Raw genomic sequence first — 18,403 nt, forward strand, 5'->3', positions numbered from 1 at the left:
ACTTCTTTTCCATTGATTTCCCAGGTGATAATTGTTTCGCAAAGGGCGTCCGTTTTACCGCCGGGTGGAATGCGCACGGTATAGTCAGTCAGCATTGGCAGACTGATTCCTTTTTGCGCATAAATCTTTTTCAACGCATTCATAAATGCATCGTATTGACCATCGCCCTGCGCATTTTCCTCAAAAACTTCATCTCCAAATTTGATCTGAAGTGTCGCAGAAGGTTTCAGATTTTTAGAATGCGTCAGAACATAATTTACAATGACAACTTTTTCCTCGATCGCATTGCTGTCGAGAATATCGGAGATAATGTAAGGCAAATCTTCGGGCGTTACCGCCTCTTTCCGGTCGCCCAGCTCGATAATCCGCTGTGTTACCTTTTTAAGATCTGCGTCGGAAAGTGTAATCCCAAGATCGCGCAGGTTGTTTTCGATATTAGCCTTTCCTGAGGTTTTTCCCAAAGCATAAAGCCGCTGGCGGCCAAATCTTTCAGGCATTAACTTGCTGAAATACAGATTATTCTTTTTGTCTCCATCTGCGTGAATGCCGGCTGTTTGCGTAAATACACTTTCACCCACAATCGGCTTGTTGGAAGGAATGCGGATACCCGAGAAAGTCTCCACGATCTTGCTGATTGTGTAAAGTGACTTTTCGTTCACCGAAGTTTTATACTCCGGCATCATATCGTTCAAAACCGCTATTGTACTTGCAAGCGGCGCATTACCAGTGCGTTCGCCCATTCCGTTGACAGTCAAATGCAACCCGTGTGCTCCGGCGCGTAATGCTTCCATTACATTGGCTACACTCAGGTCATAATCATTGTGTGCGTGAAATTCGAAATGCAGGTTTGGGTACTTGTCAACGATTTGTTTTACAAAAAGATAAGATTCAGCAGGCGTGAGGATACCTAAGGTGTCCGGGAGCAAAATGCGTTTGACAGGCTGTGATGCCAGAAATTCCAGCGATTGAAAAACATACTCCGGAGAGTTCCGCATTCCATTGCTCCAATCTTCCAGGTACACATTGCATGCAATCCCTTTGGAATCAGCCAGTTCAATAACTGTCCTGATATCCTCAAAATGTGCAGCCGGCGACTTTTTGAGCTGGTGGGTCAAATGGTTGAGGGAACCTTTGGTCAACAGGTTCATCACTTTGGCGCCGGCTTCCAGCATCCAGTTAATGGAAGCGTCGCCGTCAACAAAAGTAAGTACCTCTATTTTGTCCAGAAAACCATTCACTTTTGCCCAGTTAGTGATCTGCTTCACAGCCTGAAATTCTCCTTCCGAAACCCGGGCAGAGGCAATTTCAATGCGATCGACTTTTACTTCCTGCAACAATAGCTGCGCAATGGTCAGCTTTTCTGACGCAGAAAACGACACTCCGCTGGTTTGTTCACCATCGCGGAGCGTCGTATCCATTATTTCTATATAGCGGCTGTTCATAGTTGGCTGTCGGCAATCGGCAATCGGCTCTCGGCCAAAAGTTTGACAGCCGAAAGCCGATGGCCGATAGCCCATTAATACATTCTTTCTAGCTCAAAACCCTTTATCTCTTCCTTCATCGCCTGCAGATAGTCGATATCATCGAACCCATTCATCAGGTTATGTTTTTTGTAGCCATTGATGTCAAAAGATTCCTGCTCGCCTGTTGAGACAATCGTAATTGTCTGCTCGGGCAGATTAACTTCCAGCTCTGCATTCGGATCAGCTTCAATCGCGAGGAAGATTTTGTTCAAAAACTCAGGGCTTACCTGAACAGGCAAAATGCCGATGTTAAGCGAGTTACCTTTGAAGATATCGGCAAAAAAGCTGGAAACTACACAACGGAAACCGTAATCGTAGATCGCCCAGGCAGCATGCTCGCGGCTGGACCCGCTCCCGAAATTGCGTCCGCCCACCAGGATTTTACCGGAGTAGATCGGATTGTTCAGGATGAAATCCTCTTTCGGAGTATTATCTCCGTTGTACCGCCAGTCGCGGAAAAGGTTATCGCCAAATCCCTCGCGTTTTGTGGCTTTCAGAAAGCGGGCAGGGATAATCTGGTCGGTATCGACGTTCTCAATCGGCAGCGGAACTGCGGAGCTTCTTAGTATGGTAAATTTATCGTAGGCCATGTTTTTTATGCTTTATGCCGTAGGCTTTTGGCTATTATTAGTTCAGTTTTTTGACACAGAGTTTAAAAGAGAAAAAATGGAGAGCCGCGGAGGGTTATTTTATGAATCTTTTGAGTCCGTTTTTTAGAACCAGGACGTTGAAATTGATTAATAGGCCGACTTTCTTTTCTGCGAACTTCATGTAAGTCAGGATTTGAGCTTCGTGGATTGGGTTTAATGCCTCGACGCTCTTTAACTCAACTACAACTGCATTCTCAACTACGAAATCCATTCGATAACCATATTCCAGGTGCACCTCTTTATAGTGAACAGGCACAGGTTTTTGTCTTTCGAAAAACAACCCAGCCTTCTTTAGCTCATAAGCAAGGCATTCTTCATAAGCAGATTCCAATAACCCCGGCCCCAGCTCACGATGGATCTCAATGCAACAACCAATAATCTTCCCTGTCACATCACCAAACTCCATTTCTCCGTGGTCCTCCTTTTAAACTCAGTGTGTCTCCGTAATCTATATTATTGCAAAAGCTCCCGAGGATCCGTAACAACCCCCATTACCGCCGCAGCAGCAGCGACCAGCGGGCTAGCGAGCAAAGTTCTCGCTCCCGGTCCCTGGCGGCCTTCGAAGTTTCTGTTAGAGGTACTTACTGCGTATTTACCCGCCGGGATTTTGTCGTCATTCATCGCGAGACAAGCTGAGCAGCCTGGCTGGCGTAGTTCAAAACCTGCTTCTGTCAGGATATCCAGAATTCCTTCTTCCTTAATCTGCGCTTCCACGATATGTGAGCCGGGAACAACCCACGCAGTCACATTAGCCGCCTTTTTACGACCTTTGATAATAGATGCAAATGCACGGAAATCTTCAATCCGGCCGTTTGTGCAGCTACCAATGAAAACGTAGTCAATTGGCTTGCCGATCATCGATTCATTTTCATGGAATCCCATGTAATTCAATGATTTATCAAAAGTAGCCTTGCCACCTTCCACCTGATCGGCAGTAGGGATCATTTTGGAAATACCTTGTCCCATTCCAGGATTGGTACCGTAAGTGATCATCGGCTCAATTTCTGATGCGCTGAATGTGTATTCTTTGTCAAAAACTGCATCTGCATCGGTTTTGAGCGTTTTCCAGTAAGCCAAAGCTTTGTCCCACTTCTCGCCTTTCGGAGCCTGGTCGCGACCTTCTATATAATCAAAAGTAGTCTGATCAGGAGCGATCATACCACCGCGCGCACCCATTTCGATGCTCATGTTGCAAACGGTCATACGGCCTTCCATGCTCATATTTTCAAATACATCACCTGCATACTCCACGAAATAGCCTGTCGCACCAGCAGTTGTAAGTTTTGAAATAATAAAAAGAGTAACATCTTTCGGGGTAACGCCCTTGCCCAAAGTACCATTTACGTTCACACGCATTTTCTTAGGCTTAGGCTGCATAATGCATTGCGAGGAAAGTACCATTTCCACTTCGGAAGTACCAATACCAAATGCAATCGCACCGAAAGCGCCGTGGGTTGAAGTATGCGAATCGCCGCAAACGATCGTCATCCCTGGAAGTGTAATCCCGTTTTCAGGACCTACTACGTGTACAATCCCGTTTCTTGCATTACCCAGTCCCCAGTGTGAAATCCCGTATTTCGCTGAGTTGGTTTCCAAAGCTTTCAGCTGGTTTGCAGAAAGCGGATCAGCTACCGGGAGGTGCTGGTTGATTGTTGGCGTATTGTGATCCGCAGTTGCAAAAGTGCGTTCTGGATACATTACACCAATATTTCTGGTTTCCAATCCGAGGAAAGCAACCGGGCTGGTTACTTCGTGGATAAAGTGACGGTCAATGAAAAATACATCCGGACCGTCTGCGATTTTGCGGACAACGTGTGCGTCCCACACTTTGTCAAACAATGTAGTTGCTTGATTACTCATTTTGATAGATTGAAATTTCGCCTGGTCAACACTGGCATTAAAGAACTGACTTACTGATAGCCAATTCTATAAGGGAGAATTGATATTACAAATTACCACATATTCAGAAGAATAATGATAACGGTAAAGGTTCAAAAAATAATGATTTTGGTTTGGGAGTGTAATTTGAGCGAGAATCTTTATTTGCTACTCTAGGAGAGGTTCTTGCCTGTTATCCCAAAAATAGAGAATGTAAATCTCCGATTCAGTCATATTATAAAAGAATGAACAGTTCTCATGAATGAATCCTTTGCGTATTCTGGGATTATCTGCTGTTTCCCTGAAAATGAGCGGATTGCCTGAGAGGGTCCTAAGAGTCCGAAATACCTTGGCTTCGAACTTTTGTGCAGCAGAATGTCCAAACTTTGAGCTAATCTGATCGAAAATGGCTTCGTATGTTTCTACTGCAGTGTGCGTGAAAATTACTTGCAGGCGCATTTGCTCGATGACCGGCGGTGTTGGAATTCTTCCATTGTCATTGTCCGGCCAGCTTTCACGTCTTCAAATCCTCGCTCTATGCCATCAAGTACATGCGCAGGCAAGCTGTCTTCTTTGACAAAAGGAATATTTTGAGCTTCTAAAAAGGCTATAATTACCTTGGCCTGTGCCTTTGATGGATATATATGCAGCGTTTCCATAATGTGCTTTTTTCGATTAATCAAATATAAGAAAATCGGTCAAATCAGAACCGCCTAAATCACCCCTGCCTCTTGGGAGTAACCCCGTATTTCTCCTTATAAGTTTTTATAAAATGAGAAACGCTTTCGTAGCCGATCTCTGTACTGATTTCTGACACATTCTTGATACTGTTTCGCAACAAAAAATCAGCGTAATCCAGTCGCTTGTTTTTGAGCCAGAGTGCAGGTGAAGTCTTGAATTCTTCCTGAAAGTCGCGTTTAAATGCGGATAAGCTGCGTCCTGAGAGTTTAGCGAGTTCGTCCAATGTCAGCGGTTTGAGATAGTAGCTGTTCATCAGGAAAGCCAGGTCCACTTTTTCGCCTTTATATAAACTATATAAAATCGCCCGAAGCTGGCGTGAATTGTCCAGTTCCAGCAAATGCAGCAACAATTCCTGAAATTTAAGTCTGAGAAAATGGTTTTTTAATTCAGTCCGCGAGCGGAAGTAGGGGAAGACAGACTGTATGAATTTTTCAAAATTATCATCCGATTTCAGCAGCAGGATCGGATTTTCAAAAACTGTCTTTTGCTCCTGCGCATCAAAAAGTTCAGGATGCAAACCCACAAATTCTTTCAGCAACTTTTCATCAAAAAAGAAAACCAGGCTTTTGTAAGATTCATTAATGGATTCCGACATCAGGTAAAAACCACGCTGCACGAACAGAATGTCGCCCTTCTCCACATGTACTTCCTGGCTTGGACTGGTGAACTTCTTCTCGCCTTCGAGCACCACAATCACCGCGTGCTCTTCAAAGAAAACATCGTATTTGGACGGATATATCTCGTTGCGATAAGCAACAAATGTCATGTCCTGAATTTTCAGGGACTCGAATTCGGAAGAGCTGATATCGGAAGGTACGCGGAGCATAATTTCAAACCATAAACTGAAACAAATCCGGCTGATCGTTCAAATACTCGTAAACAACCCGGTTCGCATCCATTCGCTCGATGAGCGGCGCGAAGTCCTCGCGGTTTTTTAACTCGATTCCGACCAATGCAGGGCCTTGCTCGCGGTTGGTTTTCTTCACATATTCAAAACGCGCGATATCGTCATTTGGTCCTAACACATTCAAGAACTCACGGAATGCACCGGAGCGTTGCGGAAAGCGGATAATGAAATAATGCTTCAAGCCTTCAAAAAGCAGCGAGCGTTCCTTGATTTCCTCGGTACGCGTAATATCATTATTGCCGCCGCTGATAAGCAAAACCACGTTTTTGCCTTTAATTTCTTCCTTGATCAGGTCAAGCGCAGCTACTGTTAATGCGCCAGCTGGCTCGGCTACGATCGCTTCTTCATTGTAAAGCTGCAAAATAGAGGAGCAGACTTTTCCTTCCGGCACCAGCAGGATCTTGCTCAGGCTTTTTCGACAAATCTCAAAATTAAGGTCCCCCGCCCTGCGTACAGCTGCGCCGTCGACAAACTTGTCGATATGTTCTAAAGTCACTACCTGACCTTCTTCAATGGATTTCTTCATCGTCGGCGAACCCTCCGGTTCCACGCCGATGAGCTGCGTTTTGGGAGATAGCTGCTTGAAAACCGTGGAAATGCCGGAAGCCAGCCCGCCTCCGCCAATCGCCATTAACAGGAAATCAACTTTGAAATCAGCATCTTTAAAAATTTCCAATCCGACAGTTCCCTGACCTTCAATTACCTGCAAATCATCAAACGGGTGAACAAACACTGCATTGGTCACAGTCTGGTATTCCTTCGACGCGAAATAAGCATCATCATAAGTATCACCTACCAGGTGGATCTCGATCCATTCTTTACCAAATAATCTTACCTGCTTGATCTTCTGCGCTGGCGTAGTAGTCGGCATGAAAATCGCGCCTTTCACCTCCATTTTCCGACACGCATATGCGACTCCCTGCGCGTGATTGCCCGCGCTTGCGCACACAATTCCATTCGCCAGCTCGTCCGCACTCAGACTCGCCATTTTGTTATAAGCGCCGCGGATTTTGTAAGATCTTACAGTTTGCAGATCTTCTCTTTTGAGATAGATATTCGCATTGTACTGCTCCGACAAATGTGCATTGTACAGAATGGGTGTGTGGTTAATAACCCCGCGCAGCCGCTCTGCAGCAAGGAAAATATTGTCAAGTGTTGGGAGTGAATGTGCCGTTTCCATTGCTTGTAAAGAAAAAAGCCTTGCAATCGCAAAGCTCTTGTTTTTAGTCAGAACCGGAGGCCAAAGCCAACGGGTTTAAGTCAAAACCGTCAGCTGAAGCTGACGGTAATTGATTTCGCTTTCAATTGCCGCCGGCTTCAGCCGACGGTAAATTGATAATAGTTTATTAGTTGTTTTCCGGGCGCAGGCTACGAACTGTTGCGCCGGCTTTCCACATTTCTGATTCGCGAAGCTCAGCTAGTTCTTCTTCGAGTTTCACGCGGTAGTCAGATTGTGAGTTACGTGTGATCGAGATATTAGCTTGCTCGCCTGATTTTACAGAGTTGTAAAGTTGCTCGAAAACAGGCTTGGTAGCGTCACGGAAAGGTTTCCACCAGTCCAGTGCACCGCGCTGTGCAGTAGTTGAGCAGTTGGCATACATCCAGTCCATTCCATTTTCAGCAACCAATGGCATCAATGATTGGGTCAATTCTTCAACTGTTTCGTTGAATGCCTCCGAAGGAGTATGTCCGTTTGAACGAAGTACTTCATACTGCGCTGCAAAAATTCCCTGGATTGCGCCCATCAAAGTACCACGCTCGCCAGTAAGGTCAGAAGTTACTTCACGGTAGAAATCAGTTTCGAACAAATATCCTGAACCTACACCAATTCCCATTGCAATGCATTTCTCACGCGCTTTGCCGGTTGCATCCTGGAAGACAGCGAAAGAAGAGTTCAAGCCTTTTCCTTCTACAAACAGGCGGCGAAGTGAAGTACCTGATCCTTTTGGAGCAACAAGGTAAACATCCACGTCAGCAGGAGGGATAATGCCAGTCTGATCTTTGTAAGTAACACCGAAACCGTGCGAGAAATACAGTGATTTTCCAGCAGTAAGGTGCTTTTTAACGGTTGGCCAAAGTTCAATCTGAGCGGCGTCAGAAAGCAAATAGCAAATGATAGTTCCTTTTGAAAGTGCTTCTTCGATATCGAAAAGTGTCTCACCTGGTACCCAGCCGTCAGCAACAGCTTTGTCCCACGACTTACCACCCTGGCGCTGACCAACGATTACATTGAAACCGTTATCACGCATATTCAGGCTTTGACCCGGGCCTTGTACGCCGTAACCGATTACAGCTATTGTTTCAGATGAAAGTACTTCACGCGCTTTTTCAAGAGGAAATTCTTCACGGGTTACTACTTCTTCTTCGACCCCGCCGAAATTTAATTTTGCCATTGATTATTGGTTAAATTGATTTATTACGATTTAAAAAGGATAATTATAAAGAGGTAATGCTACTGATAATACTCCCACTCAGCTTCCGGGAGATAATCAACCAAAGTCTGCGGCGACTTGCTTACTGCTACTCTGCCTGATCTCACAAATTCCAGGATTTCGTGTGGTTTGATGTAATCGAAAAATTCGAAAATCTCTTCCTCAGTCCCTGTTTTCTGAATAATCACGTAGGTAAGGTGCCAGTATACAACCCAGGCTTTGTAAACCTTGTTAATGGTTTCAATGTCAATAGGTTTGGCACCAATCGGAGTTGAAACTTTGAACAATGCGATTTCATTATAAGCGATATCGTCGTTCAAATATCCGAAAACAGCGAGTACTTCCACTACTTTCCGGATCTGGCGAACCAGCTTTTCAACAGCCTCCCGCGAATCGTGCCGAATAACGATGGTAAATCGGGAGATACCTTTACGTTCTGTCTCTGAAACAGTTAAGCTTTCAATATTAATCCGCCTGCGTGTCAGGATCGTGGTAATCTTATTCAGAATACCAATCGTATTTTCGGTAAAAACACAAATGGTGTATGTTGTCATAATTGCGATATTTTCCTGTTTACTCTAATCTGATATCCGCCACGCAAGCGCCGGTTGGAACCATTGGGAACACGTTTTCTTCCTTTTCAACAATTACTTCCAATAAGTAAGGCTTGTCGGAAGCAAGCAGCGTATCGAGCGAATCGTTCAGGTTTTCGCGGCTGCTGCAGGTATGTCCGTTTATTCCAAAACCTTTGGCGATCGTGATGAAATCAGGGTTTTGCAACTCTACAAACGAATATCTTTTCTGGTGGAACAGCTGTTGCCACTGACGCACCATGCCGAGGAAGTTGTTATTCAGGATAATGATCTTAACCGGAAGTCCGCTCTGCGCAATGGTACCCAGCTCCTGGATTGTCATTTGAAAACAGCCATCGCCGATGAATGCAACTACCTCGCGATCAGGCGCGCCTACTTTGGCACCAAATGCGGCAGGCAATGCATAACCCATTGTGCCCAGACCGCCAGAAGTAATAAAGGAATTCGGTTTTTTAAACTGGTAATACCGCGCAGTCATCATCTGGTGCTGGCCCACATCCGCCAGTACCACAGCTTCTCCCTTCGTTTTGTCCGAAAGTGTGCGGATTACCTCCGCCATTTTGATTTTTTCAGTAGTAGGGGCGAGCTCCGGCTGCGTGATTTTCTCATTTTCAATCGCATCAAACTTCTTGAACTCAGCAATCCAGCTTTTGTGATCGTTCTCCTTCACTAACGGGAGCAGCATTTCAAGCGCGAGTTTTGCGTCGCCTACAACAGGTGCATCGGCTTTGATAATCTTATCAATTTCGGCCGGATCTATTTCGATATGAACAACTTTTGCCTGTTTGGCATAGCGGCTTACATCGCCTGTTACTCTGTCGTCGAAACGCATTCCGACAGCAATGATCAGGTCGCATTGGTTTGTTAGCACGTTGGTACCGTAGTTACCATGCATTCCCAGCCATCCTACATAGTTCGGGTGATCAACTGAAACAGAAGAAAGTCCTAGAAGCGTTGAGGCGGCAGGTATATCTGTTTTTTCGATGAATTGCAGCAGCTCGTTTTCAGCATGTGAAATCCGCACGCCGTGACCGACGAAGAGAAATGGCTTTTTAGCCTCATTGATCAATTTCGCAGCTGCTTCAACCTGCTCTGTCTTCGGAGCAATGCGCGGGCGGTAGCTGATCAGGGTTTCACATTTTTTATATGAAAATTCTTTTGACATCAGTTCGTTCTGCGCATTCTTCGTAATGTCAATCAACACAGGTCCCGGGCGGCCTGATTTTGCAATGTAAAATGCCTTGGCCATAATCTCCGGGATTTCATCTGCGCGGGTGATCTGGTAGTTCCATTTGGTAATAGGAATAGTAATGCCGATTACATCAGTTTCCTGAAATGCGTCGGTACCAAGCAAATGCGCTGCTACTTGTCCCACTACGCAAACCAGGGGCGTTGAGTCAATGATTGCGTCAGCAATTCCGGTCACCAGGTTGGTAGCGCCCGGACCTGAGGTTACAAGGCAAACTCCGACTTTGCCGCTCACGCGTGCATAACCTTCTGCCGCATGCGCAGCACCCTGTTCGTGGCGTACGAGAATGTGGTCAATTTCTTCCTGATAGTCATAAATCGCGTCATAAACAGGCATGATCGCGCCGCCGGGGTACCCGAAAATAGTTTCAACACCCTCTTCGATTAATGACCTGATTACCGCGTGCGATCCATTGATCAGTTCCGGTTTGGCAACAGTAACCGCCGGTTCAGCGATCTGGACTGTTTCAGTTTGATTTTCATTAAATTCCATGACTCCTCTATTTATTTGTCTGACGAATTTTCAAGATCAGGTAGCAGTTGCTACGCCTCGTCGGTTACGCAACCTTCGCTGGCTGACTTCACGGTTCTGATATATCTTCCAAGCATTCCTTTGGTAAACTTCGGTGCGGGCTGAACCCATTCTGCTTTGCGGGCAGCCAGTTCCTCGTCGGAGATGTGCAGGGTCAGTTCACGCGTATTTGCGTCGATCGTAATGCGGTCGCCGTCCTTTACCAATGCGATTGGACCACCGTCAAACGCCTCTGGTGTAATGTGACCAACTACAAATCCGTGCGTACCGCCTGAAAAACGGCCGTCGGTTATCAATGCAATTTTGTCACCCAACCCTGCGCCCATTACAGCCGAAGTTGGTTTCAGCATTTCCGACATGCCAGGTCCGCCTTTGGGTCCTGCATTGCGGATTACCACCACGTGCCCTGGTTTGATTTCATGGTTGGCAAGCATGGTAATAATCTCGGATTCGTGCTCACAAACCTTCGCTTCTCCGTCAAAGGTCATACCTTCTTTACCGGTGATCTTCGCCACTGCGCCGGTTGGTGCGAGGTTACCATACATAATCTGAATGTGCCCGCTTGGCTTAATTGCCTGTTCAATCGGGAAAACCATTTTTTGCGCATCAAAGTCAAGATCAGGCGCTTCTGCCAGGTTTTCTGCGACTGTTTTTCCGGTTACGGTAATGCAATCTCCGTGGATCAAACCTTTGGAATACAAATATTTAGTAACAGCCGGTACCCCGCCAATCGCCAGGATATCTTCCATGTAATACTTACCGCTTGGTTTGAGGTCAGCAATGAATGGAGTTCTGTCTGAAATTTCCTGAATATCATTCAACGTCAGCCAAAGTCCCGCTGATCTTGCGATAGCCAGGAAGTGCAAAGCTGCATTGGTAGAGCCGCCCAATGCCATAACCACTGTCAATGCATTTTCAAGCGACTTTTTAGTGATGATTTCTTTCGGTGTAATATTCAGTTCAAGAAGCTTTTTCATCGCCGAGCCGATCTTCTTGCATTCTTCCTGCTTGCCCTCGTGCGTAGCCGGGTAAGAGCTGCTGAAAGGAAGGCTGAGCCCCATTGCTTCAATAGAAGCCGCCATGGTATTGGCAGTGTACATACCGCCGCAAGCGCCTTGTCCGGGAATCGAATTCTGGATTACACCTTTGAAATCCTCGTCAGAAATATTGTTTGCAAACTTTTTACCCAAAGCTTCAAAAGCGGAAACAATATCGAGTTTCTGACCTTTATAATGTCCGGAACGAATTGTTCCACCATACACCATAATTGCAGGGCGATCCAAGCGCGCCATTGCCATTACTGCGCCGGGCATATTTTTATCACAACCTACTACCGCAATTACCCCGTCATACCACTGTGCCGAAACAACTGTTTCAATGGAATCTGCAATGATATCGCGGCTCGGCAGTGAATAACGCATTCCGTCATTTCCATTGGTCATACCGTCAGAAACGCCGATGGTATTGAAGATCAATCCCACCATATCGTTCGCGGTAACTCCCTGCTTCACATACACAGAAAGTCCGTTTAAGTGCATATTACAAGGATTGCCTTCGTAGCCGGTGCTTGCAATTCCAATTTGTGGTTTGGCAAAATCTTCTTCTTTCAGACCAATTCCGTAAAGCATTGCCTGTGCGGCTGGATTGGTTACTTCCTGCGTCAGGGTTTTTGAAAATTTGTTTAGTTCAGACATGGTGATTTATTGTATTAAACAAAAACACCTCACTCTGTTGTGAGTGAGGTGCCGAACTATATAGTCTTTCCTCACTCACGCAAAAAGCGTGACGATTCGAAGACTTAGAATGATTTTTGCGTCTTTCATAGCGGAATTCACAAGCCCAGCGAAATTTCGCTACTTCCGACTTGGTGACACAAATTAGAAGGGTATCTTTTTATTTTCCAAACATTGAATCAGTTTTTTGTTCATAATCTTCAATAAGTACCAAATATGTTGGAACAAAAGCTTTGTAATAGGAAAACTTTTAATTTTGAAATGAAACAATCCCCAGCATCATGCTAACTACCGAATCTTCATCTAATTATCAGGACCTCGAAAAAATGAGTGTCAATCAACTGCTGACATCGATTAACGCTGAGGACCAGACAGTACCATTTGCTGTTAACAAAGCAATTCCTCAGATAGAAGCGCTGGTTGAGCAAATTGTCCCACGCATGCAGGCAGGAGGCAGGCTTTTCTATATAGGTGCTGGTACAAGCGGAAGATTGGGAGTAGTGGATGCGTCGGAATGCCCACCCACCTTCGGCGTTCCTTTTGACCTTGTAGTGGGTATTATTGCCGGCGGTGACATGGCGATCAGAAAAGCGGTTGAGAATGCGGAAGATGATAGTGAGCAGGCTTGGAAAGATCTGGCTGGGTACAAACCAGCTGAAAACGATACACTAATAGGAATCGCGGCATCGGGCCGTACACCTTACGTAATCGGCGGATTGAATGCGGCGCGTAGAGCAGGTTTGCTGACGGGCTGCGTGGTTTGCAATGCGGGTTCAAAGGTAGCCGCAGCAGCTGAATTCCCGGTCGAGATTGTAGTTGGCCCTGAGTTCCTGACCGGCAGCACGCGCATGAAATCAGGTACTGCCCAGAAGCTCGCGTTGAACATGATTTCGACCGCCGTGATGATCCGGCTGGGAAAAGTGAAGGGCAACAAAATGGTGGACATGCAGCTTACAAATGAAAAGCTCGTTGACCGCGCAGTTCGGATGGTTATAGAAGAGCTTAATATTTCAGCAGATGAAGCGGAGTCGCTGCTCAGTGAGCACGGAAGTGTGCGCGCGGTGATTAATGCGGTAAAAGGTTGATTTTGATATAAAGAAAGAGGGTGCAACTGCGGCTCATATGCCAGTTGCACCCTCTTTTATTTGACAACAATATTAAATATCTGAATACTCTGTCGGGAAAAGGAACAATGTTACGTTTTTAGAAACATTGTTCTGGTACTCAGGTAATGACCTTACAGTTTTCCATTCAGCATCGTCGCTGAATGATTTCCAGTGTGCATCGCGGGAAGCTTTGTCTGCGAATGTAGTCAGGTACATCAAATTCGGCATAGTCGCACCGGCAACTACTTCTCCGTAGAAAACTGCATTGAAACCTAATCTCGCAAAAATACCGATCTCATTACCCGCATTGAATTGCTTTACCTTGTTCCAGTAGATCTTCTCGGTGTGGCCTTCGTAGCTTCTTAGCTCGTAAATGCGATCAGCCTTGGGTGAAGTAAGGTCCGGCTTTTTCATCATCGGACTGTTTTCAAAAGCTCTCAAAACAGTGGATTTAATGCGTACGTAAGGCGGGTTCTTGTATTCTGCATCGATATAATCTTTACCAGCTGTCTGGTAAGCGGCATCTTTGCCTAATACTTTTGGAAGATCAACAAGCTGTTCCAGTGACTTTAATGGTGTGAATACGTAAATCAGCTTACCGGCAGATGTGTCAGAAGCTACCGGCTTAAAAACACCTACATTCTTGATACCTGCTCTGTGCATGGCAGGAATGTAAGCATCTTTCAGGTAGCTGTCTATCCGCGAAGCCTGATCAGCGTCTTTAACCTGGTAGATTTTAATTTCGTAAAATTCTCTTTTCGGGGCAGCCGCAAACAATGTCGCTGCGCTCAAAATAAGGCACAATGCAAAGAGCAGGCCGTTTTTGGTAATGGTAAACATGATGATGTAAAAGGTTAATATACGGTATTTACTACGTTGAAAGGCGGGCAGTTTTCAACTTTACCCGCAATTGCAGCGCAATCTTATATAAAAACCGTGCTAGAACTTAGGGCAGGAAAGTTGTTTTTTGCTGCTTCTGCTACGCTTTTGTTTGGGTTCGAGAGGCGGGAAAACGTAGGAGAGTGAAATCTCGTGCGCACCGCCGCTGCCAGCGCCAAGTGTAGAAATTGTCAGGTCATAGCTATAACCAATGGAGAATTTATCCTGACGGAAACCGGCGAGAAATATCAGCGACTCGTGATTGTTAATGTTTTGTGCGTACTTTTTGAAAGGTATCCCGCGGTACCAGGCGCCCAGAACAAGCGGTTCAAGCGTCACATAAAGTCCTGCATCAAACTGATCATATTTCCCCTGCTTTTTGTACATGATCGCAGGAGAAATGGTTTTTTCCTTATCGATTTCATCACCTAAAAAAGTGTAACCAGCAAACGGGATGCGCAATCCGGCCTGTAAACTGGCTTTTACAGGTAGCCGCGCGTCAGTCAATCCTGAAAATGCCTGATTTGGCCGGTTTAAGTGGTGTGCCGAAATTCCTGCCCAGTACCAGTCAGAATAAAGCATTGCGCCTGCACCGAAATCGGCATAAAACACATTTGGGCCGCCCTGTGCGAAAGGATCTTCGGAAGGATTTCCGGTCAAACCGCCATTATTGTATTGGTCACCAAAAGTTAGTCCGAAATAATCCAGCGTACGTGAAGCAAATCCGCCCTGGATGCCCAGCCTCAGTGAAGTCATTTCATTAAACTGGATCTGGTAAGAGTATTGTAATGCAGCTTCTGTCGATTTCAAATTCCCGAGTCCCTGGCTGTCCATTGTCACCAATACACCCACTCCGCTGTTTACATTTGAAAAAAATGCGTCAGCACCGAAAGAAGTTGTAACGAAATTGGCCGAAAGGGAAGGCCACTGGTTCCGGTAGTTTACAGTAGCCCGGGGCGCAAGCGCTCCACCCGCCAGTGCGGGGTTGAGGTACAATGGGTTTGCATAAAACTGGGAAAATTGTGGGTCCTGACTCCAACCATCAATGCAAACCAGTGTCAGTATAAAAAGGCAAAGTAAACGCTTGATCATATATTCATCTTGCAGCCGACACCCGGGTGACAGCTAGGTTACGGGCCGTAAAACTTTGCCCAATTTTATTTTCACAGAATATCTTCTAATTGCGTATTAATATTCAAATTAGAGTGGTTTTTACGACTTTCCCGCACAAAATTTTAACATTTTATTTTCGTTAGTATTGTCGGGTAATCTGAATATCAATTGTGGTGGATAGGGGTGTTTGAACAGTTAACGAAACATGAGGCGATTTTATAATAGGTACCAACAAATTTTTTGTGCTTTTTTCTTCCTTCTGCTGCTCTCAACAGGGTACGCGAAGGCGCAGGCGCAATTTTTGGTGGAAGGTCAGTGTATGCAAAACCCCGACTGTGAAGCGGATTCTACTTCATTCAGGGATACGTTAAGTACGGCTGTTGCGTGGCGTTGGAGTTTTGGCGAAGGCGCGGCTACCGACACAAGGCGGAACCCGCAGCATTCGTATATGGCGCCGGGCGCTTATACCGTAACATTAACGCGCACAATCCGCGGCGGAACCCAGCAGACAGTTTCTCAGGTGGTACAAATCGGTGCGCTGTCTCCGGCTTTTCAGGAATGGAAAACGGATACTACCATTTGCCCGGGCGATACGCTCATTCTCGATCCTTATCCAAACGGCGCACCTGCCGGAGCGAGGTACGTCTGGTACCCGAAAGGTGATACAACGCAGACCCTGAATGTCGATAGTTCGGGTTGTTATTCGGTGGAGGTTATTTTGCCAAACGGATGTAAAATCCAGGATCGGGTGAATGTGAAAATCTGTATGGAACCTTCTGCGCAGGAGGGTGCAAAATGGTATTTCGGTGGAAATGCGGGGCTTGATTTCTCTAATTCTCCGCCTACACCCATTACGGATGGAAAAGTCAATACACCCGAGGGTACATCTTCTATTGCGAATTCAAAGGGACAATTGCTGTTTTATTCCGATGGTATAACGATTTGGAATAAGAATGGCGACGTCATGCCGTGTTTTAGTCCGGGGAATTGTGCGCCTTTAAAAGGAAGTCCGAACTCGACGCAATCGGTGCTCATTGTGCCGCAGCCTACCTGTAAAGGTTGCGAGTACCTTTTCAACGTATTTACAACATCGGATATCAACGGCAATGAAAAATTGCTCACGGTAAGTGTGGTGGATATGCGGAGAAACAATGGTTTGGGTGCAATCATCGAGCAAAATACCACTTTGCAAACACCTACAACCGAACGTATAGTGTCTGCACGTAATGACCGCGATTCCACTTACTGGGTTATCTCTCACGACTACGGTACCAATAAATTCCGCGTTTTTCACGCAACTGATGGCGGCTTGAATGAAAGCGGAACATTTGATCTCGGAATGGTGCACGACAGTCTGCATAAGGCGGAAGGTTACATGAAATTTTCGTCGCCTGATAGTGCAACCGGACAGAGAAGGCTCGCTGTAATTATCCCGGGGCCACCTAAAAACTACGTAGATCTGTTCTTTTTTGATGATTCGACAGGTACGCTTACGCACGACAAAACAGTTGATCTTGGAGCCGCGCCTCCGACAGCGTACGGGATCGAATTTTCGCCCAGCGGAGAAAAAATGTACATCTCCTTTACCGGAGAGAATGGGACAAGTTCTTATCTAAAACAATACGATCTCACATTACCCGACAGCTTACTAACTGAAACAGCAATAACGATTGACAGCTCGGCAAACCGAAAATTCGGTGCATTGCAATTCGGGCCCGACGGTCGCATTTACATGGCGATTCAGGGTAGCGAGTACCTGGCAGTAATTGGTGAGCCGGAAGGAAACTCGCTCACCGGGGTAGAATATGAACGCGACGGGGTTAATCTGGGTGGAAAAAATAGCCAGCTGGGACTACCGAATATGGTGCAGGATTTTACGCAGGAATCTTCCGGGCCGGGCTTTGAGGCGGATGGTTTTTGTACCAACGAACCCACCACCTTCCAGGCAAGCCCCATTTGTGACCCGATTGAAGATACCTATCAATGGGATTTCCTGGGAGACGGAAGTTTTACATCGCCCTCGAAAGAGACGCAGGCGACTTACACTTACACGCAGCCGGGTACTTACATGGTGCGGATGCGCGCCGCCAACAAGTGTAAGGATACGATCATTGTGCAGGAAGTAACGATTTACGAAACTCCGCCACAAATCAATCTGGGTGCTGATAAAGATACCTGCGGCAGCTTTGTCCCGCTGGATATGGGCGTTGAGGCCGAAGTTTATGCGTGGATCAACAGGGGAAGGGTGGTATCCCGCCAGAGAACTTACCGGGCAACTGCCACCGGCCAGTATATCGCAGTCGCATTCAATGGACCAAAAGGGGAATGTTATTCTGCCGATACGATCCAGATTACATTGCGCCGACCACCTGCATTCTCGATCGGGCCGGATACCACGCTTTGCCGCGACAGCTCGGTAGTGCTGGGTGTTGTAAGTGACAGATGGATTGAGTTTAACTGGAGTAACGGAGAAACGACCCGCGACGTGACGATCAGCCAGCCCGGAACTTATACTGTGATTGTAAAAGACAGAAACGATTGCTACAATTCAGATACCATTCAGGTAGGCGAACTGCCTTCGCCGATCCTGAACCTGGCACCGGAAAATGCGATTTGCATTCCTGATGGTCAGTCGGTAATCCTGGATGCAAATGGGCAGGGACAGCTTTCCTATCTCTGGCCCGCCTCAGGAGATACCACGCGAACGATCACCGTGAATGTGGAAGGTACCTATGTGGTGCGCGCTACGAATCCGGAAGGCTGCGTCGCCGAGAAATCCACTGAGGTAATCGACAGGTGCGAGCCGCGGTTTTTTATCCCGGATGCATTCACACCCGACGGAGAGGGAAGAAAGGAGATCCTGGAAATTTTCGGGGCTTATTACACCAATTTTACAATCCGGATTTACAATCGCTGGGGCGAAGTAATTTACGCTACCAATAACCTGGAAGACCGCTGGGACGGTACTTACAAAGGCCAGAAAGTACAGCCCGGCGCTTATCCGTACGTGCTTTCCTATGAGAGCCTTTATTACCCCGAACGTGCCCCGACAGTGAAGCGCGGCTCTG

General features: G+C 46.3%; 16 protein-coding genes. 2 read left to right on the forward strand and 14 right to left on the reverse strand.

Annotated features, from left to right (window positions below):
• From ACTIE6_RS26455 to ilvD, 12 genes are all read right to left on the reverse strand, one after another.
• The coding region (locus ACTIE6_RS26455; RefSeq protein ID WP_439559488.1) for an alpha-isopropylmalate synthase regulatory domain-containing protein at positions 1-1,442 on the reverse strand (1,442 nt) is incomplete at its 3' end.
• A gap of 74 nt (positions 1,443-1,516) precedes the next feature.
• Positions 1,517-2,113 carry a 3-isopropylmalate dehydratase small subunit gene (gene leuD, locus ACTIE6_RS26460; RefSeq protein WP_439559489.1) on the reverse strand — a complete coding sequence of 199 codons (597 nt, stop codon included), beginning with the start codon at positions 2,111-2,113 and terminating at the stop codon, positions 1,517-1,519.
• A gap of 94 nt (positions 2,114-2,207) precedes the next feature.
• Positions 2,208-2,579, reverse strand: coding sequence for a GxxExxY protein (locus ACTIE6_RS26465; protein ID WP_439559490.1), 372 nt, complete (start codon positions 2,577-2,579; stop codon positions 2,208-2,210).
• Positions 2,580-2,626: 47 nt separating this feature from the next.
• Positions 2,627-4,033 carry a 3-isopropylmalate dehydratase large subunit gene (gene leuC, locus ACTIE6_RS26470; protein ID WP_439559491.1) on the reverse strand — a complete coding sequence of 469 codons (1,407 nt, stop codon included), beginning with the start codon at positions 4,031-4,033 and terminating at the stop codon, positions 2,627-2,629.
• A gap of 186 nt (positions 4,034-4,219) precedes the next feature.
• Positions 4,220-4,510 carry a type II toxin-antitoxin system RelE/ParE family toxin gene (locus tag ACTIE6_RS26475; RefSeq protein ID WP_439559492.1) on the reverse strand — a complete coding sequence of 97 codons (291 nt, stop codon included), beginning with the start codon at positions 4,508-4,510 and terminating at the stop codon, positions 4,220-4,222.
• Positions 4,495-4,710 (reverse strand): hypothetical protein, encoded by a 216-nt coding sequence (locus ACTIE6_RS26480; protein WP_439559493.1) that lies wholly within the window; start codon positions 4,708-4,710, stop codon positions 4,495-4,497. The genes ACTIE6_RS26475 and ACTIE6_RS26480 overlap by 16 nt, the downstream gene beginning before the upstream one ends.
• Positions 4,711-4,769: 59 nt before the next feature.
• Positions 4,770-5,618, reverse strand: a complete 849-nt coding sequence (locus ACTIE6_RS26485; protein ID WP_439559494.1) for an AraC family transcriptional regulator — start codon at positions 5,616-5,618, stop codon at positions 4,770-4,772.
• Positions 5,619-5,622: 4 nt separating this feature from the next.
• Positions 5,623-6,879, reverse strand: a complete 1,257-nt coding sequence (ilvA, locus tag ACTIE6_RS26490; protein ID WP_439559495.1) for a threonine ammonia-lyase — start codon at positions 6,877-6,879, stop codon at positions 5,623-5,625.
• A 166-nt stretch (positions 6,880-7,045) separates the two neighbouring features.
• Positions 7,046-8,092, reverse strand: a complete 1,047-nt coding sequence (gene ilvC, locus ACTIE6_RS26495; RefSeq protein WP_439559496.1) for a ketol-acid reductoisomerase — start codon at positions 8,090-8,092, stop codon at positions 7,046-7,048.
• 59 nt (positions 8,093-8,151) lie between these two features.
• Positions 8,152-8,685 (reverse strand): acetolactate synthase small subunit, encoded by a 534-nt coding sequence (gene ilvN / locus ACTIE6_RS26500; protein ID WP_439559497.1) that lies wholly within the window; start codon positions 8,683-8,685, stop codon positions 8,152-8,154.
• 19 nt (positions 8,686-8,704) lie between these two features.
• The gene (ilvB, locus tag ACTIE6_RS26505) at positions 8,705-10,465 is read right to left on the reverse strand and encodes a biosynthetic-type acetolactate synthase large subunit (protein ID WP_439559498.1); all 1,761 of its coding nucleotides are present in this window, start codon (positions 10,463-10,465) and stop codon (positions 8,705-8,707) included.
• 50 nt (positions 10,466-10,515) lie between these two features.
• Complete coding sequence (gene ilvD, locus ACTIE6_RS26510; protein WP_439559499.1) at positions 10,516-12,198, reverse strand: dihydroxy-acid dehydratase; 1,683 nt, start codon at positions 12,196-12,198, stop codon at positions 10,516-10,518.
• A gap of 320 nt (positions 12,199-12,518) precedes the next feature.
• Between ilvD and murQ the strand changes: the two genes are divergently transcribed.
• On the forward strand, positions 12,519-13,322 hold the full coding sequence (gene murQ / locus ACTIE6_RS26515) for an N-acetylmuramic acid 6-phosphate etherase (RefSeq protein WP_439559500.1): 804 nt from the start codon (positions 12,519-12,521) through the stop codon (positions 13,320-13,322).
• Between the two features lie 72 nt (positions 13,323-13,394).
• On the opposite strand, the gene ACTIE6_RS26520 is transcribed toward murQ, so the two are convergent.
• Positions 13,395-14,183, reverse strand: coding sequence for an NIPSNAP family protein (locus tag ACTIE6_RS26520; protein ID WP_439559501.1), 789 nt, complete (start codon positions 14,181-14,183; stop codon positions 13,395-13,397).
• Positions 14,184-14,282: 99 nt separating this feature from the next.
• The gene (locus ACTIE6_RS26525) at positions 14,283-15,314 is read right to left on the reverse strand and encodes a PorP/SprF family type IX secretion system membrane protein (protein WP_439559502.1); all 1,032 of its coding nucleotides are present in this window, start codon (positions 15,312-15,314) and stop codon (positions 14,283-14,285) included.
• 340 nt (positions 15,315-15,654) lie between these two features.
• On the opposite strand from ACTIE6_RS26525, the gene ACTIE6_RS26530 reads away from it, so the two are divergent.
• A partial coding sequence (locus ACTIE6_RS26530) for a PKD domain-containing protein (RefSeq protein ID WP_439559503.1) occupies positions 15,655-18,403 on the forward strand: 2,749 nt, incomplete at its 3' end.

Source organism: Dyadobacter sp., assembly GCF_051859145.1.
GTDB lineage: Bacteria > Bacteroidota > Bacteroidia > Cytophagales > Spirosomataceae > Dyadobacter.